General features: G+C 71.5%; 18 protein-coding genes. 3 read left to right on the top strand and 15 right to left on the bottom strand.

Translation table 11 applies throughout. From position 1 onward, the window contains the following. The first annotated feature begins 35 nt into the window (after window positions 1-35). Complete coding sequence (locus tag ACT4N7_RS17280) at window positions 36-1,079, top strand: hypothetical protein (RefSeq protein ID WP_444829775.1); 1,044 nt, start codon at window positions 36-38, stop codon at window positions 1,077-1,079. Beyond that, a complete protein-coding gene (locus ACT4N7_RS17275) occupies window positions 1,076-2,032 on the top strand; it encodes an NUDIX hydrolase (RefSeq protein ID WP_444829774.1) in 957 nt (318 codons plus the stop codon). The genes ACT4N7_RS17280 and ACT4N7_RS17275 overlap by 4 nt, the downstream gene beginning before the upstream one ends. Window positions 2,033-2,035: 3 nt before the next feature. On the opposite strand, the gene ACT4N7_RS17270 is transcribed toward ACT4N7_RS17275, so the two are convergent. The 15 genes from ACT4N7_RS17270 to ACT4N7_RS17200 form a co-directional block, all read right to left on the bottom strand. Then, complete coding sequence (locus tag ACT4N7_RS17270) at window positions 2,036-2,212, bottom strand: DUF6104 family protein (RefSeq protein ID WP_444829773.1); 177 nt, start codon at window positions 2,210-2,212, stop codon at window positions 2,036-2,038. 62 nt (window positions 2,213-2,274) lie between these two features. Further along, window positions 2,275-5,973, bottom strand: coding sequence for a multifunctional oxoglutarate decarboxylase/oxoglutarate dehydrogenase thiamine pyrophosphate-binding subunit/dihydrolipoyllysine-residue succinyltransferase subunit (locus ACT4N7_RS17265; protein WP_444829772.1), 3,699 nt, complete (start codon window positions 5,971-5,973; stop codon window positions 2,275-2,277). A gap of 180 nt (window positions 5,974-6,153) precedes the next feature. Next, window positions 6,154-9,909, bottom strand: a complete 3,756-nt coding sequence (locus ACT4N7_RS17260; RefSeq protein WP_444829771.1) for an ABC transporter ATP-binding protein — start codon at window positions 9,907-9,909, stop codon at window positions 6,154-6,156. A gap of 69 nt (window positions 9,910-9,978) precedes the next feature. Next, window positions 9,979-10,884, bottom strand: a complete 906-nt coding sequence (locus ACT4N7_RS17255; RefSeq protein ID WP_444829770.1) for a hypothetical protein — start codon at window positions 10,882-10,884, stop codon at window positions 9,979-9,981. After that, entirely contained in the window at window positions 10,884-12,302 is a 1,419-nt protein-coding gene (locus ACT4N7_RS17250; RefSeq protein WP_444829769.1) for an ATP-binding cassette domain-containing protein, read from the bottom strand. Before ACT4N7_RS17250 ends, ACT4N7_RS17255 begins: the two co-directional genes overlap by 1 nt. 118 nt (window positions 12,303-12,420) lie before the next feature. Beyond that, the gene (locus ACT4N7_RS17245) at window positions 12,421-12,843 is read right to left on the bottom strand and encodes a hypothetical protein (protein ID WP_444829768.1); all 423 of its coding nucleotides are present in this window, start codon (window positions 12,841-12,843) and stop codon (window positions 12,421-12,423) included. A 5-nt stretch (window positions 12,844-12,848) separates the two neighbouring features. After that, entirely contained in the window at window positions 12,849-13,049 is a 201-nt protein-coding gene (locus tag ACT4N7_RS17240) for a hypothetical protein (RefSeq protein ID WP_444829767.1), read from the bottom strand. Between the two features lie 376 nt (window positions 13,050-13,425). Next, the gene (gene ald / locus ACT4N7_RS17235; RefSeq protein ID WP_444829766.1) at window positions 13,426-14,541 is read right to left on the bottom strand and encodes an alanine dehydrogenase; all 1,116 of its coding nucleotides are present in this window, start codon (window positions 14,539-14,541) and stop codon (window positions 13,426-13,428) included. A gap of 125 nt (window positions 14,542-14,666) precedes the next feature. Further along, window positions 14,667-16,211 (bottom strand): helix-turn-helix domain-containing protein, encoded by a 1,545-nt coding sequence (locus tag ACT4N7_RS17230; protein ID WP_444829765.1) that lies wholly within the window; start codon window positions 16,209-16,211, stop codon window positions 14,667-14,669. 52 nt (window positions 16,212-16,263) lie between these two features. Next, entirely contained in the window at window positions 16,264-17,088 is an 825-nt protein-coding gene (locus tag ACT4N7_RS17225) for an SGNH/GDSL hydrolase family protein (protein ID WP_444829764.1), read from the bottom strand. 175 nt (window positions 17,089-17,263) lie between these two features. Further along, window positions 17,264-18,130, bottom strand: a complete 867-nt coding sequence (locus tag ACT4N7_RS17220; RefSeq protein ID WP_444829763.1) for an SGNH/GDSL hydrolase family protein — start codon at window positions 18,128-18,130, stop codon at window positions 17,264-17,266. Between the two features lie 98 nt (window positions 18,131-18,228). Continuing rightward, window positions 18,229-18,738 (bottom strand): hypothetical protein, encoded by a 510-nt coding sequence (locus ACT4N7_RS17215; protein WP_444829762.1) that lies wholly within the window; start codon window positions 18,736-18,738, stop codon window positions 18,229-18,231. Window positions 18,739-18,787: 49 nt separating this feature from the next. Further along, the gene (locus ACT4N7_RS17210; protein ID WP_444829761.1) at window positions 18,788-20,905 is read right to left on the bottom strand and encodes a diguanylate cyclase domain-containing protein; all 2,118 of its coding nucleotides are present in this window, start codon (window positions 20,903-20,905) and stop codon (window positions 18,788-18,790) included. 13 nt (window positions 20,906-20,918) lie between these two features. Continuing rightward, window positions 20,919-21,725, bottom strand: a complete 807-nt coding sequence (locus ACT4N7_RS17205) for an SAM-dependent methyltransferase (RefSeq protein WP_444829760.1) — start codon at window positions 21,723-21,725, stop codon at window positions 20,919-20,921. A gap of 83 nt (window positions 21,726-21,808) precedes the next feature. Beyond that, on the bottom strand, window positions 21,809-22,402 hold the full coding sequence (locus ACT4N7_RS17200) for an SACE_7040 family transcriptional regulator (RefSeq protein WP_444829759.1): 594 nt from the start codon (window positions 22,400-22,402) through the stop codon (window positions 21,809-21,811). Window positions 22,403-22,564: 162 nt separating this feature from the next. Between ACT4N7_RS17200 and ACT4N7_RS17195 the strand changes: the two genes are divergently transcribed. Further along, the gene (locus ACT4N7_RS17195; protein WP_444829758.1) at window positions 22,565-23,356 is read left to right on the top strand and encodes an SGNH/GDSL hydrolase family protein; all 792 of its coding nucleotides are present in this window, start codon (window positions 22,565-22,567) and stop codon (window positions 23,354-23,356) included. The last annotated feature ends 127 nt before the right edge of the window (window positions 23,357-23,483 follow it).

Genomic DNA, 23,483 nt, shown 5'->3' with positions numbered 1-23,483 from the left:
CACAGGGGCGGGACGAGATGACAGACGATGTCCGGGTGACCGTTTCGCTGAGTTCCGCCGCGGTCGAGGTCGTCGCGCCGCCGGACGTCATCGCGGAATTCGCCGACCTGACCCGGCCGTTCTTCGACATCACGCCCGCCGACCCGCGGGGTCGGCCCGCGGTGCTGGTGCGCCGGACAGCGCCGGAGGGCTCCGGCTGGCGGCGCATCGCCTTCTCCTCGGACTACGAGCCGGATCGCGTGCTCTGGGTGGACGACGCCCGGCGCGCCATCGCGGTGGTTGGCGAGCCGTCCGCGTGGCGCGCCCAGCAGCTCCTCCGGTCGGTCCGGCACCTGCTGCGCTGGCAGGCGTACGCGGCGGGCGACCTGCTGCTGCACGGCGGTCTGGTCGAGACCGGCGGCATCGGTGTCGCGTTCGTGGGCGGGAAGCGGTCCGGGAAGACGTCGAGCATCCTGAGCGCACTGCTGCGCGGCGGCGCCGACTTCATCTCCAACGACGACGTCGCGATCACCGAGGGGACAGCCGGGCTGCGCGGCTACGGGTCCCCGCGCACCATCAACATTCGGACCGATTCCCTGCTCGCGGTGGCGGAATCCTTCCCCGCCATGGCCGAGCTGCTGTCGGAGTCGAGCCACCCGACCAACCGGTTCGAGGGCAGGCACCGCACGGTCGAGGCCATCACGACCGGGTCGGGATCAGCGCTGCCCGGGTCCACCTGGGTCCGGTCCGCCGAACTCGCGCGGAGCGCCGGGTGCGGGCTGGTCGCCGAAGGCAGGGTCGACGCGGTGGTGCTCCCGCGATTCGGGGCCACCCCGGACGGCCCGCGGATCACCCCGCTGGACCGGGAAACCGCTGGTCAGGAGCTTCAGGAACACATCGAGCTGCAGGGCACGAAGTACGATCCGTTTCTCGCCGACTGGTTCCCGGACACCGATCACGCCCGCCGCGAGCTGCTCATCGAGCGGTTGCTGGACGAGGTAGCGTTCTACCGGATGTCACAGCACATGAGCCACCTCAGCGACGCGACGGACCTGCTGTTCGACGTGCTCAAGGACCGAGCGGCCATGGCGCGGCCGTGACGGCGGTCGCCGCGCTGATCACCGACTCGGACGGTCAGGTGCTGCTGGTCGGGCGGACACTCCCCAGTGGACTGTCGCAAGTGGACGAATCGCCGCGCGTGGCCGCGATCCGCGCGGTCGCCGACCGCATCGGCCTCATCCCGCGACTCGGCGATCTCCTTGTCGCCGACTGGACCAGCGGCGCGGCACTGTCCATTTTCGACGGTGGCGAGATCAGTGTGTCCGCCATCCGCCGAATCCCGGCCGACGCGCACGCGGTCTTCGTCGCCCCCGCGGACCTGCCGACCCACACGACCCCGGCCGACGCGCGCCGCATCGCCGCCGCGCTCGGCGCCAGGGCGGACCAGCGCGCGGCGTACCTCGAAGGCGGGCACACCCCGGCCGTGCTCGCCGCGATGCGCCACTACGACATCGCGCCCTGGGTGCACAGCGGCTCCACCTGGGTCTGGCACGATCGGCTGGTCCCGGCCGAGCTGACGATCCGCCAAGCCTGGGTGTGGGTGTTCGCCCCGGACGGCAGGGTCGTGCTCTACGTCGACGACAGCGGCCGGATCGGGCTGCCCGGCGGCACCCTGGAAGCCTTCGAACACCGCGATCCGACGGCCGCCGCGGTGCGCGAGGTCCGCGAGGAAACCCAGATCGACATCGCCGACCCGGTCTACCTCGGCTACGTGCTCGACCGCAGGCCCCGCGGCCCGGTCGCGCGGGTTCGGATGGCCGCCACGATCACCGCCATCGGCCCGTCCGCGACCGACCCGGCAACCGGCACCGTGCACCGCCGCCTGCTGGTCCCGCCGCGGCTCATCGCCGAACTCTGCGGCTGGGGCGCGGGCGCCGACCGGCAGACCGAGGCCGCGATCGCCGCGGCCAAGACCCTGGGCATCGGCGAGCCGGAAGGCGCGCCGATCGAGGAGATCCCCGCCGACGGCAGCGGAGTGCTGCCCGCGGCGTGAGGCTCAGTCGTCCGGGTCGTCGTCGCGGGCCAGGAAGGTGGCGAGGCGTTCGACGGCGGTCTCGAACTCAGGATGCGTGTCGACGAACGCACGCATCCGGTCGGCCAGCCAGGCCAGCGTGACCTCGTCCTCGCCGCGCCGCTGTTCCAGTTCCTCGATCCCGCGGTCGGTGAAGTACACCCGTGACACTCCTATCCGAGAAGGGCCGCCGAACGGCGTCCGGCGGCCCCGCGGTCTGCCTGCTAGCTGAACGCCTTCTCGATCAGGGCCCGCTGCTCCAGCTCGTGCACCTTGCTCGACCCGGCTGACGGCGCCGACATCGGCCGCCGCGACACGCGGGTGAGCTTGGTCAGCCGGTCCGGGAACTCCTCCGGCAGGTTGAGCCCGTAGAACGGCCACGAACCCTGGTTCGCGGGCTCCTCCTGCACCCAGCGCACGTCCCGCGCGTTCGGGTACCGGTCGAAGATCGCCGCGAACCGCTTGATGGGCACCGGGTAGAGCTGCTCGACCCGCACGATCGCGGTGTCGGTCGCCCCCAGCTTCTCCTGCTCGGCCGCCAGCTCGTAGTACAGCTTGCCGGACACGAACAGGATCTTGGTGACGCCTGCCGGGTCCGGCGCGGTCGGGTCGTCGATCACCGAGCTGAACCGGGTGTCGCCGGTGAAGTCCGCCACCGCGCTGACCGCGGCCTTGTTGCGCAGCATGGACTTCGGCGTGAACACCACCAGTGGCCGCTGCACGCCGTCGAGCGCGTGCCTGCGCAGCAGGTGGAAGTAGTTCGCGGGCGTCGACGGCACGGACACCGTCATCGAGCCCTCCGCGCAGAGTTGCAGCCAGCGCTCGATCCGGCCCGAGGTGTGGTCCGGGCCCTGGCCCTCATGACCGTGCGGCAGCAGCATGACCACGTCGGAGCGCTGGCCCCACTTGGCCTCGCTGGACGAGATGTACTCGTCGATCACCGACTGCGCGCCGTTGACGAAGTCGCCGAACTGCGCCTCCCACAACACGAGCGCGTCCGGGTTGGCCACCGAGTAGCCGTACTCGAAGCCCACCGCGGCGTACTCCGAGAGCGCCGAGTCGTACGCCATGAACTTGCCCTGGTCCTCGGACAGGTTCTGCAGCGGCACGTACTCGCGGCCCGTCTTGCGGTCGATGATCACCGAGTGCCGCTGGGTGAACGTGCCGCGCCGGGAGTCCTGGCCCGCCAGGCGGACCATCCGGCCCTCCAGGTTCAGCGAGCCGAACGCCAGCAGCTCCGCGAACGCCCAGTCGATGCCGCCCTCGCGGGCCATCTTGGCCCGGCGGTCCAGTACCGGCTTGACCCTCGGGTGCACGGTGAAACCCTCCGGCAGCAACACATGCGCGTCGGCGATCCGCTCCAGCACGGTGTTCGGGACACCGGTGGAGAGCTTCGTCGGCACCTGCTGCTCCGACTCCACCGAGGGGCTCGGCGAGATCGGGTGCTTCTCCAGTTCGCGGACCTCGTTGAAGACGTGCTCCAACTGGCTGGAGAAGTCGCGCAGCGCCTTCTCGGCCTCCTCGACGGAGATGTCGCCGCGGCCGATCAGCGCCTCGGTGTATCCCTTTCGGACACTGCGCTTGGTGTCGATGATGTCGTACATTCCCGGCTGGGTCATCGAGGGGTCGTCGCCCTCGTTGTGGCCGCGGCGGCGGTAGCAGACCATGTCGATCACGACGTCCTTGTTGAACGTCTGCCGGTAGTCCATCGCCAGGCGCGCCACCCAGTAGCACGCCTCCGGGTCGTCGCCGTTCACGTGGAACACCGGTGCCTGGATCATCTTCGCCACGTCGGTCGCGTACTGGCTCGACCGCGAGTGCTCCGGGGCGGTGGTGAAGCCGACCTGGTTGTTGATGATCACGTGCACGGTGCCGCCGGTGCGGTAGCCGCGCAGCAGCGCCAGGTTCAGCGTCTCGGCGACCACGCCCTGACCCGCGAACGCGGCGTCGCCGTGCAGCGCGACGGGCAGCACGGTGAAGCCCTCGCCGCCCTTGTCGAGCAGGTCCTGCTTGGCCCGGACGATGCCTTCGAGCACCGGGTCGACGGTCTCCAGGTGCGACGGGTTCGCTGTCAGCGCCACCCGGGTCTCGCCGTCGCCGAACATGCGGAAGTACTTGCCCTCGGCGCCGAGGTGGTACTTCACGTCGCCGGAGCCGTGCGCCTGGCCCGGGTCGAGGTTGCCCTCGAACTCCTGGAATATCTGCGAGATCGGCTTGCCGACGATGTTGGCCAGCACGTTGAGCCTGCCGCGGTGCGGCATGCCGATGACAACCTCGTCCAATTCGAACTCGGCGGCCTTGTCGAGCAGCGTGTCGAGCAGCGGGATGACCGACTCGCCGCCCTCCAGCGAGAACCGCTTCTGCCCGACGTACTTGGTCTGCAGGAACGTCTCGAACGCCTCGGCCGCATTCAGCTTGGACAGCACGTACTTCTGCACGGCCGCCGCGGGCTTCTCGTGCGCGACCTCCACCCGGTCCTGGATCCAGCGGCGCTCGGCCGGGTCGAGGATGTAGGTGTACTCGACGCCGACCGTGCGGCAGTACGAGTCGCGCAGCACGCCGAGCACGTCGCGCAGCTTCATCCGCTCGCGGCCCGCGAACCCGCCGACCGGGAACTCGCGGTCGAGGTCCCACAGGGTCAGCCCGTGCGAGAGGACGTCGAGATCCTCGTGCTTGCGCTGGCGGTAGTTCAGCGGGTCGGTGTCGGCCATCAGGTGCCCGCGGGTGCGGTAGGCGTCGATCAGGCCGATGACGCGGGCGGTCTTGTCGACCGGGCCCTCGGCGAAGTCCTCCATCCACCGGATCGGCTCGTACGGAATCCGCAGCGACGTGAAGATGTCGTCGTAGAAGCCGTCCTCGCCGAGCAGCAGGCGGTGGATCTCGCGCAGGAACTCGCCGGACTCCGCGCCCTGGATGATGCGGTGGTCGTAGGTGGACGTCAGCGTGATGATCTTGCTGATGCCCATCTCGATCAGCGTCTTCTCACTCGCGCCCTGGAACGGCGCCGGGTACTCCATCGCGCCGACGCCCAGGATCGCGCCCTGGCCGACCGACAGGCGCGGCACCGAGTGGTTGGTGCCGATGCCGCCCGGGTTGGTCAGCGAGATGGTGGTGCCCGCGAAGTCGTCCGCGGTCAGCGCGCCGTTGCGGGCCTTGCGGATCAGGTCCTCGTAGGCCTGCCAGAACTGCTGGAAGGTCATGCCCTCGCAGCCCTTGATGCCCGCGACCACCAGGGTGCGCGAGCCGTCCTTGCCCGGCAGGTCGATCGCGAGGCCCAGGTTCACGTGCTCCGGGGTGACCGCGAACACCTTGCCGTCGGCCTCGATGTAGTGCCGGTTCATGTTCGGGTACGCCTCAAGGGCGCGGATCATCGCGTAGCCGATGAGGTGGGTGAAGGAGACCTTCCCACCGCGCGTCCGCTTGAGGTGGTTGTTGATCACGATCCGGTTGTCCGCGAGCAACTTCGCTGGCACCGCGCGCACGCTGGTGGCCGTCGGCAGCGCCAGCGAGGCGTTCATGTTCTTCGCGATCGCCGCCGCCGCCCCCCGCAGCGGCCTGCGCTCCTCGCCGTCCGCGGCGGGCTTGGCCGCACTGTTCGCGGGCTTGGGCGCGGGTTTCGGCTCCGGCTTGGGGGCGGGCTTGGCGGGCGCCTGGCCGTTCGCCGACGGCGGCGTCTGCTTGACCTCGGGCTTCGGCTTCGGCTCCGGCTTGGTTGTCGTGGTGGTCGAGGTCCCGGTGTCGTTTCCGACGCTCTTGGCCTGCGCCACGCCCTGGCTGGTGGCTCGGGGGGTGGGCTTGTAATCGGCGAAGAAGTCGTGCCACGCGGGGTCGACCGATGAGGGGTCCGCGAGGAACTGCTCGTACATCTCTTCGACGAGCCACTCGTTGGCACCGAACTGCGACGCAGGGCTACTGCTGGACACGGCTTACTCTCGCCTCTATCCATCTCGATCTCGTTGTGAACACACTCCAGGCCAGGCTAGTCCCCGGGTCGGGACGGTGGTTAATCAGCAAGGAAACCTTAAGGTGCCGCACCCGGTGGCCCCGATCACTGTATCGATCCGGGCTCGCGTTTGGACGGTCACGCGACGCTCTCGACGGGTTTACCTCGGCTCGGCGGGGGACAGGGAGCCGAAGCGCCAGAGGCGGGCGTAGTGGCTGTTGGCGGCCATGAGGTCGGCGTGGGTGCCCTGTTCGACTATCCGGCCACCGTCCAAGACGATGATCTGGTCGGCGCGGGCGGCGGTGGCCAGGCGGTGGGCCACGACGAACGTGGTGCGGGTGCTGGTTATGTGGTCGCTCGCGGCCAGGACCACCGACTCGGTGGCCGGGTCAAGGGCGGCGGTGGCCTCGTCCAGCAGGAGGATGTCCGGGTCGACCAGTTCGGCGCGGGCCAGGGCGACGAGTTGGCGTTGGCCGGCGGAGAGTCCCTGGCCGCGTTCGCCGACCGGCTGACGGAATCCGGCGGGCAGGGTGGCGACCATCGACAGGGCGCCGACCGACCGGACGGCGGCCTCGATCCGGGCTGGTGGGGCCTCCGGCCTGCCGTAGCCGACGTTGCGGGCTACGTCGCCGGTGAAGAGATGGGCCTCTTGCGGGACTACGCCGAGGCGCCCGCGGTAGGCGGACAGGTCGTACGCGCGCAGGTCGACACCGTCGGCCAGGACGGCGCCGCCGGTCGGGTCGTAGAAGCGGGCGATCAGTTTGACCACTGTGGACTTGCCCGCGCCGGTCGGGCCGACCAGCGCCACCGTCTCGCCTGGGCGGGCCCGCAGGGAGACGCCCTCGACGGCGGGGTGTTCGGCGCCCGGGTAGGTGAAGGTCACGTCGCGCAGTTCGATCTCGCCGGTGAGTCGGTCGGGGACCGGCAGCGGCGACTCGGGCGGGGCCACCGAGGTGGGTGTGCGCAGCAGTTCCGAGATGCGGCGCAGGCCGACCCTGGCCTGCTGATAGCCGTCGAACACACCCGAGAGTTGCTGGATCGGGGCGAAGAACAGGTTCAGGTACAGCAGGAACGCCAGCAGCACGCCCGGGCTCAGCGCGCCGGACGCGACCCGGTGGGCGCCCGCCACCAGCACGGCCGCCTGCGCGAAACCGGACAGCATGGCCACGAACGGGAAGTACGTCGCGACGTAGCGCTGTGCCCGCAGTCGGGTGCGCCGATAGGCGTCGCTGCGTTCGGCGAACCGGCGGGCGGAGACCCCCTCGCGGGTGTACGCCTGCGCGATCCGCAGGCCGGACACGTTCTCCTGCATGTCCGCGTTGACCGCGCCGACCCGCTCCCGCGCCTCCGCGTAGGCCACTGTGGACAGTCGTTGGAACACCACGGTCGCGAGTACCAGCACCGGCAGCACCGCGAGCGCGACCAGCGCCAGCGACAGGTCGGTGAGCAGCAGGGCCACCGTCACCGCGGCCACCGTCAGCAGACCGGCCACCGCCGAGGTGAGCCCGGTCTGCAGGAACGTCGACAGCGCGTCGACGTCGGTGGTCATCCTGGTCATGATCCGGCCTGCCATCTCGCGCTCGTAGTAGTCGAGGCCGAGCCGCTGCAGGTGGGCGTAGCTGCGCACGCGCAGCAGGTAGAGCAGGCGTTCGCCGACGCGCGCGGTGAGCACCGTCGTCAACGCGGTGTTGAGCCACATCACGCCGACCAGCCCGGCCGCGATCGCCGTCGCGGTCCACAGTGGACCCGACACGCCGGACAGCACGCCCGCGTCGACGCCCTCGCGGATCAGCGCGGGCATGGCCATCGCGATCAGCGCGTCGGCGATCACCAGCGCGCCGACCACCGCGAGCGCCCACCGCGCCTGCCGCAGCAGGCCGCGCAGCCGGAAACCCGGGTCGGGTCGTGCCGGGTCCTCGCCGCGCAGGTCCGGCTGCTCGACGGCGGGTGGCAGCGACCGCACCCGGTCCAGCAGCTCCGGCGTCGGCGGCATGCCGCTCAGCGCGTCGGCCGCGCCGCCGCCCATCCGACCGCCGCGGCCCTGCGCGGTGGCGGCGGCCTGCTGCGCGAACCGGGCCGCCCCGCCCGGCGACTCCGGCTCCGGGTCGGGCCACAGCGACTCGGTGACGCCGTCGGGGCCGGGCGCCAGGTCGTCGTCGGTGCGTCGGGTCGGGTCTTCGATCGCGTCGCCCGGGGCGGCCAGCAGCGACCGGTACAGCTCGCACCGGGCCTGTAGCTCCGCCTGCGTGCCGACGTCGACCACGCGGCCCCGGTCGAGCACGGCGACCCGGTCGGCCAGCGCGAGCGTCGAGCGCCGATGCGCGATGAGCAGGGTGGTGCGGTCGGCGGTGACCTCGCGCAGCGTGTCGTGGATGGCCGACTCGGTGGCCGTGTCCACCGCCGAGGTCGCGTCGTCGAGCACCAGCACGCGCGGGTCGGACAGCAGCGCCCGCGCCAGCGCGACCCGCTGGCGCTGCCCGCCGGACAGGGTCAGCCCGCGCTCGCCGACCACCGTGTCGTAGCCCTCGGGCAGCGCCTCGACGAACTCGTGCGCCTGCGCGGCCTTCGCCGCCACCCGGATGTCCTCGTCGGTGGCGTCCGGCCTGCCGTACGCGATGTTCGCGCGCACCGTGTCGGAGAACAGGAAAGCCTCCTCGAACACCACCCCGACCGTGCTGCGCAGCGAGTGCGGCCGCAGGTCGCGCACGTCGACCCCGCCGACCCGGATCGCGCCGGCGTGCACGTCGTAGAACCGGGGCAGCAGCAGCGACACCGTCGACTTGCCCGACCCGGCCGTGCCGACCATGGCGAGTGTCTCGCCAGGCGAGACCAGCAGGGACACGCCGTCGAGCACCGGTTCGCTGCGCGTGTAGCCGAATCGCACGCCGTCGAGTTCCACCTCGACCGGCCCGTCCGGCACGTCCACCGCGTCCGGCTTCTCGGTGACATCGGGCTGGGAGTCGATCAGCTCGTAGACCCGCTCCACGCCCGCCCGCGCCAACTGCGCGTTGACCAGCAGCCCCGCCAGCAGCCGGGTCGGCCCGACCAGATTGGCCACATAGCTGGCGAACGCCAGGAACGTGCCCAGCGTCACCTGGCCGTCGAGCGCCATCCAGCCGCCCAGCGCGAGCACCGCGACCTGACCAGCCGACGGCATCGCGACGAGCGTCGCGGCGGGCTTCGAGGTCAGCGCGGCCGTGCGCATCCGCTCGGCGAACAGCGTGCGGGCCGCCGTCTCCAACCGGCGGACCTCGCGGGACTCCTGGCCGAACCCCTTCACCACGCGCACGCCCGTGACCGTCTCCTCGACGTGCTGGGCGAGGTCGGCCGCGCGCTGCTGCGCCGACCACGTGGCCGGGAACAGCGTGTGCCTGGTGCGCGCGGCCACGAAGGCGACCACGGGCGTCACGACCAGCGCGACGATGGTCAGCAGCGGCGAGAGCCACAGCATCGCGGCGAGCGCGGCGAACGCGAAGACGACCGTGCCGATCGACAGCGGCACCATCATCAGCAGGCCCTGCACGAGTTGCAGGTCGGTGATCGAGCGCGACACCACCTGCCCGGTGCGCAGCGCGTCCTGCTTGCCGCCGTCGAGCCGCTGCACCGCGCCGAACACCGCTTGCCGCAGGTCGTGCTGCACGTCCAGGGCGAGGCGCCCGCCGAGATACCGGCGCAGGAACGCGGTGGCGAAGGTCAGCAGCTCCATCGCCACCAGGCCGGCCACGAGCCAGCCCAGCCGCGCCGTCTCGCCCACCACCGCGTCGTCCACGACGAACTTGATCAGCAGCGGACCCGCGGCCTGGAAGCCGACGCCGATCACCGACGCGACGACCGACAGCACCACCAGGCGGCGGTGCCGCCAGCAGGCGGCGGTCAGTCTGCGGATCCAGCCGGGGGCTGTGGTCGGTTCGGGCACAAGGTCCAGATTAGGTGCGGGCCGCCCTCCGTGGTGGAGGGCGGCCCGGGCCTGTGGACAACTCAGGAGCTACGTGACGTCGCGGCGCTGGTTGCGCAGGATGCCGGTGACGAAGAACAACGCGGTCCAGGCCAGGAAGATCAGGCCGCTCAGCCACAGCGAGAACGCGCCGGGCGCCCCCGCGAGGGCGCGCGCGAACAGCTCGAACGCGTCCCGGGTCTCGTCGTCGGCGACTGTGCCGCCCCGGTCGAGGACGAGGGTCTGGATCTGGTCGAACAGCAGCGCGCTCGCCGTGGACCCGGTGAGCCCGTTCGCGGAGCCGTTGGGCAGGAAGCCCGGCGCGTTGGAGCCCTCGGTGGAGGTGAACAGCACCAGTTCGCCGAACGGGCCGACGATCAGCGCGTAGATCAGCAGCAGCACCAGGGTGCCGACCGGTGACCCGATCAGCGCGCCGACCCCGAGGCCGACGAGCGTCCACAGCGTGCACATGATCACGCCCGCGATCAGGATCAGGAACCACTCTTTGCCACCGGGCAGGTAGGCGGCGTCCGATCCGACGAGGGTGCCGAGGCTGGCCGCCGCGCCGATGGCCAGGCCGAAGATCATGCCCCACAGCACGTAGGTGATGGCCTTCGCGCCCAGCACAGCCGACCTGGTCGACGCGGTGAGGAACGTCGTGGTGATCGTCTTGCGGCTCAGCTCACTGGCCAGCCCGAGCGCACCGAAGATCATCGGGAAGATCGACGCGATGTTGATGCTGCGCGACAGCGCGATCACCGACCACGAGATCTCGTCGATCGGGACCCGCAGGTCCTGGATGACTTCCTGGTTGAGCGCGTCGTTGGCGATGCCGGTGGTCAGCTCCGCAGTGCCCCAGGCCCACCCGAAGGAGAGCAGGAACGTCGGGATGAGCAGTGCCCACCAGAGCTTCGTGGTCAGGATCTTGCGGAACTCCGCCGTGATCAGCCTGCCCATCAGGCGTTACCCCCCGGTCCGGTCGAGTCCTGCTGCGGCGGGTTCGCCGTCGGGTCGGGCGCGGGCGGTGCCTGCGGGAAGTCCGGCGGCGACTGCGCGGGCGGCGGTTGGTACGCCTGCTGCTCGGGCGGCTGGTAGCTCGGCTCCGGCGGCTGGTACGCCTGCTGGTCGGGCTGGTACTGCTGCTGTTGATACTGCTGCTGTTGCTGGTACTGATAGCCCGGCGGCGGCTGTTGATACTGCGGCTGGGCATAACCCGGCTGCTGATAGCCGCCGGAGGGCTGCTGGTATCCGGGTTGCTGATAGCCGCCGGAAGGTTGCTGGTATCCGGGTTGCTGATAGCCGCCGGAGGGCTGCTGGTAACCGGGCTGCTGATAGCCGCCGGAAGGTTGCTGGTAACCGGGTTGCTGATGGCCGCCGGAAGGCTGCTGGTAGCCGGCCGTGGGCTGGTAGCCCTGCGGCGCATAGCCGGTCGGCGGCTGCGCGCCGTACTGCGGAGCCAGCCCCGGGGCGGCGTACTGGCCGCTGGTCAGCCGGAAGAAGAGCTGCTCCAGGTCGACCCGCTCCTCCTGGACCCCGTACAGCGCCAACCCGGCGTTCGCCGCGACGTCGCCGATCTGCTGGACCGAGGCGTCGGTGACCGCGACCTTGCCGTCCGGGGTCGGCTGGATGCCGGTGATCCCCGCCGCCTGCAACGCCGTGACCAGCGCGCCCGCGTCGGCGGGCTGCACGATCACCCGTGACTGCTGCGATTTCCGCAGCTCGTCCAGCATCCCGTAGTAGACGGTCTGCCCCCGGCTGATGATCACGACCTGGTCGATCGTCTGCTCGACCTCGGCCAGCAGGTGGCTGGAGATCAGCACCGTCCGGCCGGAGGCGGCGAACGCCTTGAGGAACGTCCGCAGCCAGGCGATGCCCTCCGGGTCGAGCCCGTTCGCGGGTTCGTCGAGCACGAGCACCTGCGGGTCGCCCAGCAGCGCGGTGGCCAGCGCCAGCCGCTGCTTCATGCCGAGGGAGAACCCACCCGCGGTTCGTTGCGCGGCCCCGCCGAGCCCCACGAGCCCCAACACCTCGATCGCCCGGCTGTCCGGGATACCCATGGCGGCGGCGTACACCCGCAGGTGGTTCAGCGCCGACCGCTTGGGGTGGAACCCTTGCGCCTCCAGCACCGCGCCCACCACTCTGCCGGGGTTGCCCAGCCGCTCGAACGGCTGCCCGTTGATGGTCGACGCGCCCGCCGTGGGGCGCACCAACCCCAACAGCATGCGCAACGTGGTCGTCTTACCCGCGCCGTTCGGCCCGAGGAAGCCGGTGACCGAGCCCGGCTCCACCTGGAAACTGAGGTTCTGCACCGCGGCGACCTGACCGAAGTTCTTGGTCAGGTTCTGCACCACGATGCGACCGCTACCGTCCTGCACAGGCCCTCCTGCTCGCCAGTCGTGGCGGCTATCTTGCCGCATGGCGATAGCCCGGCGTGGGCGCATGGGGAAGAACGCGCAGGTGTCGCCCCGAGTGTTCACCCGGGCGTGACGTGGATCAGTGCTCGCGGGCCCGCACCGGCGCCCGATGAACGGGTACGTCGGCGACCACCGGGATCTCAGTGGTCACCTCGGCCGTCGACTCCGGCGGCACCCGAACCGGCTTGCCGAACGGATTGCGCAACGGCCGCTTGCGCTCCCGATGCGGCACACCTTCGCCGATCAGATGCTCATGGGCCATCCGCCACACCTGACACGGCCACCGCCGCCCCCGCAGCCCGGGCGGACACGCCGCGCAGCGCCCGTTCTCGTCCTGTTGATGCACGGTGAGGAGCAGCCGCCACCCCTCGGCGAGCCGGTTGATCTCGCTGCGCGCCAACGGAAGCAGCGTCATCGCGTCCGCGGTGCCAGCCGCCTCGTCCAACAGCGCCAGCCTGCGCAACACCGCTTCCCGCATCGCTTCGTCCGCTTCGGGACGCATCCGGCTCACCCGGCCCGGACCTCGTCCGCGCGCCCCGCCGCCTGATCCAGCACCGCACCCAGCGAACGGGTCTGCTGCGCGGACAACACGGCCGACGCACCGGGCGGAGGAACCAGCAACACCAGGTCGTCCTCGACCAACACGGTCAACGCGCGATCTCTGCCGAACGGGTCGTGGCAGCCGACACACCACCGAGGCTCTGTCACCGCTGAGACATCGGCGCCCCACACGCCCAGCAGTAGCCCTAGCGGGCCAGTTCACCCCATTGCCGGGTTTCTCACCCGATAGTGACCGTTGTCCGTGGAGAAGTAATTCAACTCGCCGTCCCCCCGATGCGGCGAACCAGACCGTTTATGCCTAAGCTATACCTGGCGGCCCGCTCCCAGTGACCCCCAGGCTGGTTGAGCGGGCCGCCCTAGCTTCCGCGTCTCCATGTCCGCGAAGGGCGCGGACCTTGGCGCTAGGCGACTCACCCGGGGGCCGAGCCCCGGACCCCCACGGTGCGTCACGTCGCGATCCAGCGTGGGCTCGGCGCTTTGCGCCGTCGCGGTGGGACTGAATGGTGGCGGTTGGTGGGCGCTGTTATGCGAGGGCTGTGGTGAGGGGTGTGTTCGGCAGGTTGTGGGCTTCGGCGACCGGTGCGTTGGTGAGCAGGCCACCGTGGGTGTTCAGGCCCAGCGCCAACGCCGAGTCGGCGCGCAGTGCCGCCTGCCATCCCTTGTCCGCCAACGCGACCGCGTACGGCAGCGTCACGTTCGTCAGCGCGTAGGTCGACGTGCGCGGCACGGCGCCCGGCATGTTGGCGACGCAGTAGAAGATCGAGTTGTGCACCGGGTAAGTCGGGTCGGCGTGCGTGGTGGGGCGGGAATCCTCGAAGCAACCGCCCTGGTCGATCGCGATGTCGACGAGCACCGAACCCGGCAGCATGTCGGCGACCAGGGTGTTGCTGATCAGCTTCGGCGCCTTCGCGCCCGGCACCAGGACCGCGCCGATCACCAGGTCGGCCTCGCGCGCGGCCTGCTCCACGGCGTAGCGGTTGGACGCCACGGTGCGGATGCGGCCGCCGAACTGGCCGTCGATCTGGCGGAGCCGGTCGACGTTGGTGTCGAGCACCTGCACCTCGGCACCCATGCCCAGCGCGATGGTGGCCGCGTTGATGCCCGCGACGCCGCCGCCGATGACGACGACCTTGGCGGGCTGCACGCCCGGGACGCCGCCGGGCAGGACGCCTCGGCCGCCGGAGGGCTTCATCAGCGCGAACGCGCCCACCTGCGGCGCCAGCCTGCCCGCGACCTCCGACATCGGGGCCAGCAGCGGCAGCGCGCCGTTCGCGGTCTGCACCGTCTCGTACGCGATCGCGGTGACGCCCGACTTCAGCAGCGCGGCGGTCAGCGCCTCGTCGGCGGCCAGGTGCAGGTAGGTGAACAGGGTCTGGCCCGCGCGCAGCCGCGGGTACTCGACCGCGATCGGCTCCTTGACCTTGAGCACCAGCTCGCCCTCGGCCCACACCTCGTCGGCGGTGGCCAGGATCTTCGCGCCCGCGCCGAGGTATTCCTCGTCGGTGATCGCGGAGCCGAGGCCTGCACCGGCCTCCACGAAGACGTCGTGCCCGCGAGCGGTGAGCTCGTGCGCACCGGCGGGCGTGAGCGCCACCCGGTACTCGTGGTTCTTGATCTCACGGGGAACGGCGATCTTCACCGGTGCGGTCCTTTCGGTCATGGCTGCGCCAATCGGGTGTCCTGTGCCACGGTCGCGCACCGGAGAGTGGCTGTCATCGTGCGTGGGGCACGATAATTCAGGGCCTGTGTTGTGCTCAGAGCACACTAGCGCCAGCGCTGGGTCGCAAGCTGGATGAGCAGCGCGAGCCGGACGTCCGGGTCGGACAGGTCGGCGTCGAGCAGCGCGGTGACGCGGGACATCCGGTACCGCAGGGTGTTGGGGTGGATGCGCAGCGCCGCGGCGGCGGTACGGGGATCGCCGTGGTGGCGCAGCCATTCGTAGAGCGTGTCGAGGTACCAGGCGCCAGGCTCGGCCTCGTGCGCGCGCAACTGCGGCAGCGGGCCGACCGCCGTGACGTCCGCCCCGCCCGCGGCCACGGCCGCGCGGTGCAGCACGAGCACGGCCCACACCTCGCCGTGCACCACGACCGGTCCCGCGACCAGCCCGGCGCGCAGCAGGCTCAGGCCCTCGTCGGCCTCCGTGCGGGAGCGCACGATGTCCCCGATTTCCACCGGCGACCCGGCCGCGACCAGCGGACCGGCCATCGCGGCCAGTGCCTCGCGCAGCGCGGGCCAGCCCGCCTGGTCAGGGACGACGGCGTAGAGCACGCCGTGCAGTTCCGTCACCGCGGGCCGCTCGCCGACGCCCTCGGTCAGCCGTTCCATGAGCGCCAGCCGCACGCCCTCGCCGCCCAGCGGGTCGTCGGTCGGGACGTCGATGGCGACCACGCGGTGCTCGCCCGCGCCCAGGTCGAGCTCGGCGGCGACCAGCCGGGCGCTGCCGGTGCCCTCCAGCACCGAGCGCACCAGTTCCGCCGAACGCCTGCGCTCGCTGTCCTCCCGCGCCCGCCTGCGCAGCAGGTGCAGCGCCACCACGGGCGCGGCGTCGGCGAACGCGGCGGCCCGGTCGTCGGGCACCGGGCCGGGCACCACGGCCCACATCGAGCCGAGCAGTTCGCCGCCCATCCTGATGGGCACGATGAGCCGCGGCAGGGTGCCGTCCTTCTGCGCGGGCACGAAGATCGTCGTGCGGCCGCGGCTCAGCTCGCGGAACACACCGCGCGAGCGGAACCGGGCCAGCACGTCGTCGGGCACGCGGCGCCCCATGATCGTCGACACCCGGGCCGGGTCGGTGCCGTCCTGGCGCGCGGAGTAGGCCAGCACGCGCGAGTTCGCGTCCTCGATCGTCACCGGCGCGTCGACCACCGACGCCGCGGCGTCGGCCAGCCGGAACAGGTCGCCGAACGGGCCCGCGCCGGAGTTCAGCAGGCCGGACGCCTCGGTCTCGTCGGCCGCCGCGTCGAGCACCGAGCGCAGCAGCCACACCAATTGGGCCCACGCGGCGCCCCCGCGCACCTCCACGATCGCGGTGCCCACGCGCAGCGCCGCCGACTTCACCGCGCTGCGCGCCGCGTGCGGCGGTTTGAGCAGGACGGCCGCCGCGCCCTGCGTGCCCGCGTGGCGCACCAGTTCGACCGCGTCGGCCGTGGCGTGCACGGCGACGCCGAGCACCAGATCGCCCGCGGCCACCGGGGTCCGCCTGCCCGCCTCGGCAATCACCACGTCGGTGACCTGGTGTTGCTCCATGGCGACCGCGGTGCGCAGCAGGGTGGGGCCGACTCGGTCGACCACGCCCCGCACTGTGATCATCTGGCTCCCTCGGTCCGCCTCCGCCGCACACGGTAGCGCCCTCGGGGGCGTCCTATTGCGACAGTGCGGCGGCCACCAGGCCCGCGACGTGCGCCTGGCCGCGGGCGTTGGGGTGCACCGGCATGGACAGCGAGGTCGGCACCAGCCCCTCGACCCACTTCTTCCCCGGCAACTGGCAGACGTCGTGGCCGGTGGTCAGGCCGGGGTTGACGAACCGCGCGCCCGCCGCCTCGGCGCGCCCCCCGATGGTGGCGTTGAGGGAGCGCTGCACGCCGTCGAAGTACGCGACGTCGCCGATGGCGAACGGCACCAGCGGCCAGCAGCCCCACCTGGGCGGCAGGATGCGCAGGTAGCCGACCACGACGACGGTGGCGTTCGGCGACCGGGCGGTGATCCCGTCCACCACGGCGGTGATCTTCGGCGCCAACTCGGCGATCCGCGCGGCGAGGACGTCGGTGCCGCCCGCGGTGTAGTGCGCGCGGCAGGGTGCGCCGAACGGGTCGCCGAAGCTGAGTTCGGCGCACTTCCGCACGATCTCGCCGAAGCCGACGTCGTTGCCGCCGATGCTGACCGTGACCAGGTCGGTGTCGGGGGTCAGCGCGCTGAACTGCGCCGGGTTCACGCCCAGCGGCACCTCTTGCGGTGTCGTCAGGTCGGGGGTCTCGGCGCCGCCGCAACTGATGTCGACGAAGGTCGCCGGGGCCAGCCGGGCGGCCACACCGGAGGGGTAGTTGTCGGTCGCGCGGGCGCAGCCGATCGGCGCGGAGCGGACCTTGGTGAGGGTGCCGACCGCGGCGTAGGAATCGCCGAGGGCGACGTAGCGCTGATAACGCGGCGCGGCGGCAGCGGCGGGGGCCGCCAGGGCGGTGCTGAGCAATCCGGTGATCGTGGCCGTAACGGCCCACGCACGCATTCTCGGCGCCATGGAGACCTCGCTGTCTACTCGCCAGTAGTGGTGATCGGATACTCACGGGTAACCAGGCGCGCTGTCAAGAGCCGTCCGGGGCCGGATCGGCAGACCTGCCGATCCGGCAGTCCATAGTGGACGGTGGTCAGCGGGAGAGCAGTGCGGTGAGCCAGGTGAGGCCCGCGATCGCGCGCATGCCCTTGGCGTTGGGGTGGATCGGCGCGGCGGGGGAGGCGGGCTGCAGCGGCTCGATCCAGCGGTCCTCCGGGGGCTGGCACGCGTCGCGGCCCAGGGACAGCGGGTACGGGTCGACGAAGCGGACGCCCGCCGCGTGCGCGGTGCGGGCGAAGGTCCGGTTCAGTTCGCGCTGCACGTCGGCGAAGTGCGGGGTGTCGCCCGCCGCGAACGGGACGCTCGGGAAACAGCCCGCGTCGTTCGGGAGGATGCGGGAGGTGCCGACCATGAGCACGGTCGCGCGGGGCGAGCGCTTCTTGATCTCGGCCAACACCGTCGCGACCTTCACCGCCACCGCGTCCATCCGGCTCGCCAGCACGTCCTGGCCGCCCTGGGTGTAGTGCCGTCGGCAGGGGTCGCCTGTGGGGTCGGCGGCGGCGAGTCGGCCGCAGGTGCCGAGGATCTCGCCGAAGCCGAAATCGTTGCCGCCGATCGTCAGGGTGACCAGGTCGGTCTCCTTGCGCAGGGCGTCGAGCTGGGGCGGGTTGGTGCCGCCCGCGACCTGCTGGGGCCCGGTCATGTGCACCGTGGTGGCACCACCGCAGCTCACGTCGGTGAACGACACCGTCCGCAGCCACTGGGCGACCAGCGCCGGATAGTTGTGGTCCGACCGGGCGCACCCGAGCGGCAGGCCGGTCTGCGCCGGGATGCCCGGCCCGGAGGCATACGAGTCGCCGAGGGCGACGTAGTGGGTGTGGCGGCGGCTCGACGCGGTCGCCGGGGCGGCGAGGGTGGCAAGGAGCAGGGCCAGGGTGAGGGCCAGGGCGGTGGGGCGCATGGAGAGATCGTGGTCGGGTTGTTCGAGGCCGTCAACGGGGTCTTTGTCGACTGTGGACAATTCGGTCGACTGTGCACAAGTCGACCGGGCACCGCGAGTCAGGGCATGGCGCGCAGCCAGTCAGGAACCGGCAGGTCCCGGTTCACGCATTCCTCGGACAGCCGCAGCGTCCAGCGCAGCGCCTGCACCATCAGCGTGGCCATCTCCTCCGGGGCCGCGTTGGTGAGGGCGATCTCGATCTGCGCCTTGGCGCCGTCGCTGTCGCCGTGGACCTCCGCGAGCAGCGTGCGCACGGCGGTGCGGACCGGCGGGTCGGCCTCGTCGATCGGCACCTCGCGGCCGTCGTCGTCGTAGACCTGCATCTTGACCGGGGTGGTGCCGCCCGAGCCCAGGGCCGCCACCATCGCGCTGCACTCCTGGAACAGCATCAGCATCAGCTCGCGCGCGTCGGTGTGGCTGTTCGGCGTCGCGCGGACGGCCGCGGCGACCCGGTCGAGCGCGCCATCGTCCTGACCTGCGCGCATGGCGGCCAGCGCCTCGCCTGCGGCGACGATGAGGCGCTGCCTGCGGTGCGGATCTTGCTCGCGGTCGGGGTCCACGGCTCCCATCCTGCAACAGCCGGGCACCGCGCGGGGAGATCACGTCCGGGCGATTCGCTCACTTGGCGGCCTGCTTGCCCGCGCGGAAGCGGGCCAGCACGTCGTCCACGTCACCCGGTTCGCCGAACGCCGGACCCTCCGCGGTCGCCACGCCCAACCCGGCCCACCAGCGGGCCTCGGCGTGGTCACGCACGCCCACGACGCCGACCGCCGCCCCGATCGAGTGCACCGCCGCGATCAGCTCGCGGGTGCCGCGCACCGGGACGCTGTCGTTCGGCAGCCAGTCCGGCCGCCAGCCCTCGAACGGGTCGGCGAGCAGCACCGTGTCCACCCGGAACCGTTCGACCAGGGCGATCTCGCGCGGACCGCCGCTGAACCCGTGCAGAGCCGTGGCCACCCCGATGTCGCCGAGGGTGCGCATGTTGTCGTGCGCGTCGCCGCGAGCGCCCAGGACCGTGGCCGTGTCGAGCCCGATCTCCAGCAGCCCCGGCGCAATCCCGGCCGCCTCGACGGCGCGGTTGACCGCCCCCGACAGGTCCGCGTCGGCCGACTGCAGCGGCGAGAGCAGCACCCGGTGGACCGGCGCCCCCGGGTCGGCGACCGGGGTGAACAGTGCCTGCCACACCGGCACGCGCTCGGTGGACCGCGTCAGCAGCCACGGCCCCAGCGCCACCGACAGGCCGGTCAGCTCGGCCAGGTCGGTCGCGCCCTGCCGCCCGGGAAGCGGGCGGGTGCGGGCCTGGTGCACCACGGCCCGGACCCGGACCGGCTTGTCGTCCGCGAGCCGCACGACGGGCACGTAGGCCAGGTCGAGGTCGCCGTTCTCCCAGGCCGCGGGCAGCGCCAGCGCCGCGACGCCGACCTGCCGGATCCGCTTGTCGGCTTGTCCGTCGTACTCGGTCCACTGCCGTCTGCCGGTCGCGCGGGCCAGCCGCAGCGCCGCGTCGGCCGCGCGGAACAGCTCCGTGCTCGACATCGCGCCCGGCCCGCACCGGACCACGCCGATGGTCGCGCCGACCGCGATCCCGAGTGGGCCGTCGTAGGCGGGCTCGGCGAGTTCGGCGTTGATCAGCTCGACCAGCTCCGGCACGCTCGGGGTTTCCGGGCCGTCCTGGACGAGGACCGCGAACTCGTCGCCGCCGATCCGGGCCACCATGGCCTTCTCCGCCGCGACAGCCGTCTTGAGCCGCTCGGCCACCGTTTGCAGCAGCCGATCGCCCGCCGCGTGCCCGTGTGTGGTGTTGACCAGTGAGAACGCGTCCAGGTCGAGGCAGCACAGGGTGATCGTGCTGCCTGGCTCGGCCTGGCCGATGACGGCCTCTAACCGCGATTCGAAGTGCCCCCGGTTCGCCGCGCCGGTCAGCGCGTCGTGCAGGAGTTGGTGGCTGAGCTGGTCCTGCAGGAGTTGCAGCTCGCTGAGGTCCTGGAGCATGGCGACCCGGTGGGCGGGCGTGCCCGCGTCGTCGCGGATCAGGGACGTGACCAGGTAGACCCACGCTGTCTCGCCGTTGTGCCGGACCAGCAGCTTGCGGGCGGGCAGCCGGTCCAGTTCGGTGCCGGTCAGCACGGGCGGCAGGACGGGGTCGTCGGTGGAGACGAACTCCGTCAGCGAGCGCCCGGCGAGGTCTGCCGGCCCGCACCCGAGGATGACGGCCAGCGCCGGGTTGGTGTCGACGAACTGGCCGTCCAACTCGGTGATCGCGATGCCGATGGCCGAGCTGTTGAACACCTCGCGCAACCGGCTCTCGGTGGCCCGGTGGTCGCGTTCGGCCCGTCGCTTGGCGGAGAGCAGCGCGCGCTTCATGTCCTCCTGCTGGTCCAGCGTCAGCTTGCGCAGCGCGCCCGCGTACCCCGACGCGACCGCGGCCAGCAGGGCGACCACCCGGTCGGCGGCGGCGCCCGCACCGAGCAGGCCCGCGGCCAGCACGTCCAGGGAGCGCGCCAGGCTGTCCGCGCCCACCAGGCCGCCGATGACCATCCGGCCGCCGACCTCGGCGCCTGGCGCGGGGTCGAACGGCTCGGCGGCCAGGGCCTCGGTGAGCGTGTGCACCAGGCCGGCCAGGAACTTCTCCACGTCGGCAGCGGACCTCGGCACGTACGCGGTACCCGCGACGGCGCGCAGCAGCGCGTGGACCAGGTCGTCCTGGTCGAGCGGCGGCACGGCGGACGCGGGCATCACGGGGCCGCACTCAGCGCTTGCGGCCGACGCAGGCGAGGATCCCGGACCGCCGCGGGTCCGCCCAGTCGTCCAGGCCCGGCTCCGGGCGCCAGGCGGCAGTGGGCACGACGCCCGGCTCCACGATGTCGAACCCGTCGACCAGCGCGGTGATCTCGGCCCGGCCGCGCGGGTACATCTGGTCGCGGCTGGACTTCATCACCTCGACCACCCGGTCCATCTCCGCGGGCATCAGGTCCCGGGTGAACTGGGAGAACACCAGCCAGCTCCCCGGTGCGACCGCGTCCCGGTAGGCCGCGATGACCCCGGCGGGGTCCCGATCCGGTGCCACGAAGTGGAACACGCCCGCCATGATCAGCCCGATCGGCTGGGTGAAGTCGAGCGCCTGGGTCGCGGGCGCGCCGAGAACGTCACCCGGCCGGGTGAGGTCGGCCTGCACGATGTCGGCCAATGGGTTGTCGGCCAGCAGCAACGCGCTGTGCGCGTGGGCGACTTCCTCGTAGTCGACGTACACCACGCGGGCGCCGGGGTCGGCCTGCTGCGCGATCTCGTGCACGTTGCCGACGGTGGGGATGCCGGAGCCGAGGTCGAGAAACTGGCGGACCCCGTGGTCGATCATGAACAGCACGCCGCGGCGCAGGAAGGCGCGGTTGTGCCGGGCGATCTCGCGGGCGTTCGGCTGGGCCTTGAGGAAGCGGTGCGCCAGCTCGCGGTCGTGGGCGAAGTTGTGCGCGCCGCCGAGCAGGTAGTCGTAGAGCCGCGCGGCGCTCGGCCGCTCCAGGTCGACGCCCTCCGGTACCCAGCTCGTCAGCTCAGTCACGGCGTACCACCTTACGATTCTTGGTCGTGCCGACGAGGTTACTCACCCGACCGGGGCATCGGACAGCAGCAGAAGTCCCGGTTTCACCCCGCGCTGGGCGGGTGCACGAGCGCGGCGAGCGCCATGTCGGTGAGCAGGTCGGCCATCTGGTCGCGGTCGAGGTGCCTGCTGTGCGGGGTGGAGTTGATGAGCCCGAACACCGCGTGCGCCGCCGCGCGGGCGGTCGGCTCCGGGGTGGCGGGCACGGCGGCGCGGATCGTCTCCACCCAGACCTCCACGTACCGCCGCTGCAGGGCGCGCACCTTGCGCCGGTCGGGGTCGGTGAGGTTGCCGAGGTTGCGCTCCTGCACGGTGATCAGCGCCGGGTTGTCCAGGGCGAAGTCGACCTGGAAGCGGACCAACTCGGCGAGCGTGGCGTGCGCGCCGGACGCGGTGGCCACCCTGGTCTGCCCGCCGTCGAGCAGCACCTCGGAGATCGAGGTCAGCATCTCGCCGAGCATGGCGTCCTTGGAGCGGAAGTGTCGGTAGAGCGCGGGACCGGAGATGCCGACGGCCGAGCCGATGTCGTCGATGCCGACACCGTGGAACCCGTGTCGGGCGAACAGCTCGGCCGCGGCGCTGAGGATCTGCTCGCGGCGGGTCGGTTTGCCGGTCGCCTGCTCGGCTGCGGAAGGCACCGGCCCATCGTATGGCAGGCCGGTTAGCGACCGCTAACCCCGCATTCGCAAGATCGAATTCGGCCAACTGGCAACCGTTAACAAGTTACTGGGCAGTTCCGTATTCGGTAAGTCGCTGGTAGTCATGACCTGTCGGGATTCCTCCAACGTCGGAGGCTAGAAATGCGTGCTCCCCGTTCCCTGGCCGTTGCCCTGCTCACGGCCTTATCCCTGCTCGGCTTCGCGGTCCCGTCCTGGGCGGCGACCGGAAAGTACGTCGCCCTCGGCGACTCCTACTCGTCCGGCCTCGGCGCGGGCGGCAGTTACGGCAACAGCGGTGCCTGCAAGCGCAGTACCAACGCCTACGCCCAACTCTGGGCCAACGCCAAGGCGCCGTCGGTGTTCTCGTTCGTCGCGTGCTCCGGCGCGGTGACCCAGGACGTGCTCAACAACCAGGTCGGCGCCATCACCGCGGACACCGCGCTGGTCACCGTCTCCATCGGCGGCAACGACGCGGGCTTCGCCAGCGTGATGACCGACTGCAACCTCAGTTCGGACGCCACCTGTGTCGCCCGCAACCAGACGGCGCAGAACTTCGCGCTGACGACCCTGCCCGGCAGGCTCGACAACGTCTACACCCAGATCCGCAACCGGGCGCCGTCCGCACAGGTGATCGTCATGGGCTACCCGCGCATCTACAAGGTCGGCGGCTCGTGCTTCCTGGGTCTGAGCGAGACCAAGCGGGCTGCCATCAACCAGTCCTCCGACGTGCTCGCGGGCGTCATCTCCGGGCGCGCGGCCGCGTTCGGCTTCACCTTCGTCGACGGCCGCGCGGCGTTCAGCGGCCACGAGATCTGCGCCTCCGGGACCCGCTGGATCAACAGCGTGTCCTTCCCGATCGAGAACTCCTACCATCCGAACGGCGCAGGCCAGAACGGCGGCTACTACACCGCGCTGCGCGGCGTCACCGGCTGAGCGCACCGTAGTTTCGCGACGAAGGCCACCTCCCGTGCCGGGGAGGTGGCCTTCTGTCATCACTGGACGCCGAGGTTAGCGGGCGCTAACATCGGCGGCGTAGTTAACGTTCACTAACGCTCAGGAG

This window comes from Actinokineospora sp. (assembly GCF_052390155.1).
In the GTDB taxonomy this organism is placed as follows: domain Bacteria; phylum Actinomycetota; class Actinomycetes; order Mycobacteriales; family Pseudonocardiaceae; genus Actinokineospora.
This window is presented reverse-complemented; position numbering and strand designations above follow the sequence as displayed.

Bases quoted from the DNA above. Each gene is read 5' to 3' on its own strand.
- ACT4N7_RS17255 (WP_444829770.1), bottom strand. From the start codon at position 10,884: ATGGGCAGGCTGATCACGGCGGAGTTCCGCAAGATCCTGACCACGAAG.
- ACT4N7_RS17245 (WP_444829768.1), bottom strand. From the start codon at position 12,843: ATGCGTCCCGAAGCGGACGAAGCGATGCGGGAAGCGGTGTTGCGCAGG.
- ACT4N7_RS17230 (WP_444829765.1), bottom strand. From the start codon at position 16,211: ATGATCACAGTGCGGGGCGTGGTCGACCGAGTCGGCCCCACCCTGCTG.
- ACT4N7_RS17220 (WP_444829763.1), bottom strand. From the start codon at position 18,130: ATGCGCCCCACCGCCCTGGCCCTCACCCTGGCCCTGCTCCTTGCCACC.
- ACT4N7_RS17215 (WP_444829762.1), bottom strand. From the start codon at position 18,738: ATGGGAGCCGTGGACCCCGACCGCGAGCAAGATCCGCACCGCAGGCAG.
- ACT4N7_RS17210 (WP_444829761.1), bottom strand. From the start codon at position 20,905: ATGCCCGCGTCCGCCGTGCCGCCGCTCGACCAGGACGACCTGGTCCAC.
- ACT4N7_RS17195 (WP_444829758.1), top strand. From the start codon at position 22,565: ATGCGTGCTCCCCGTTCCCTGGCCGTTGCCCTGCTCACGGCCTTATCC.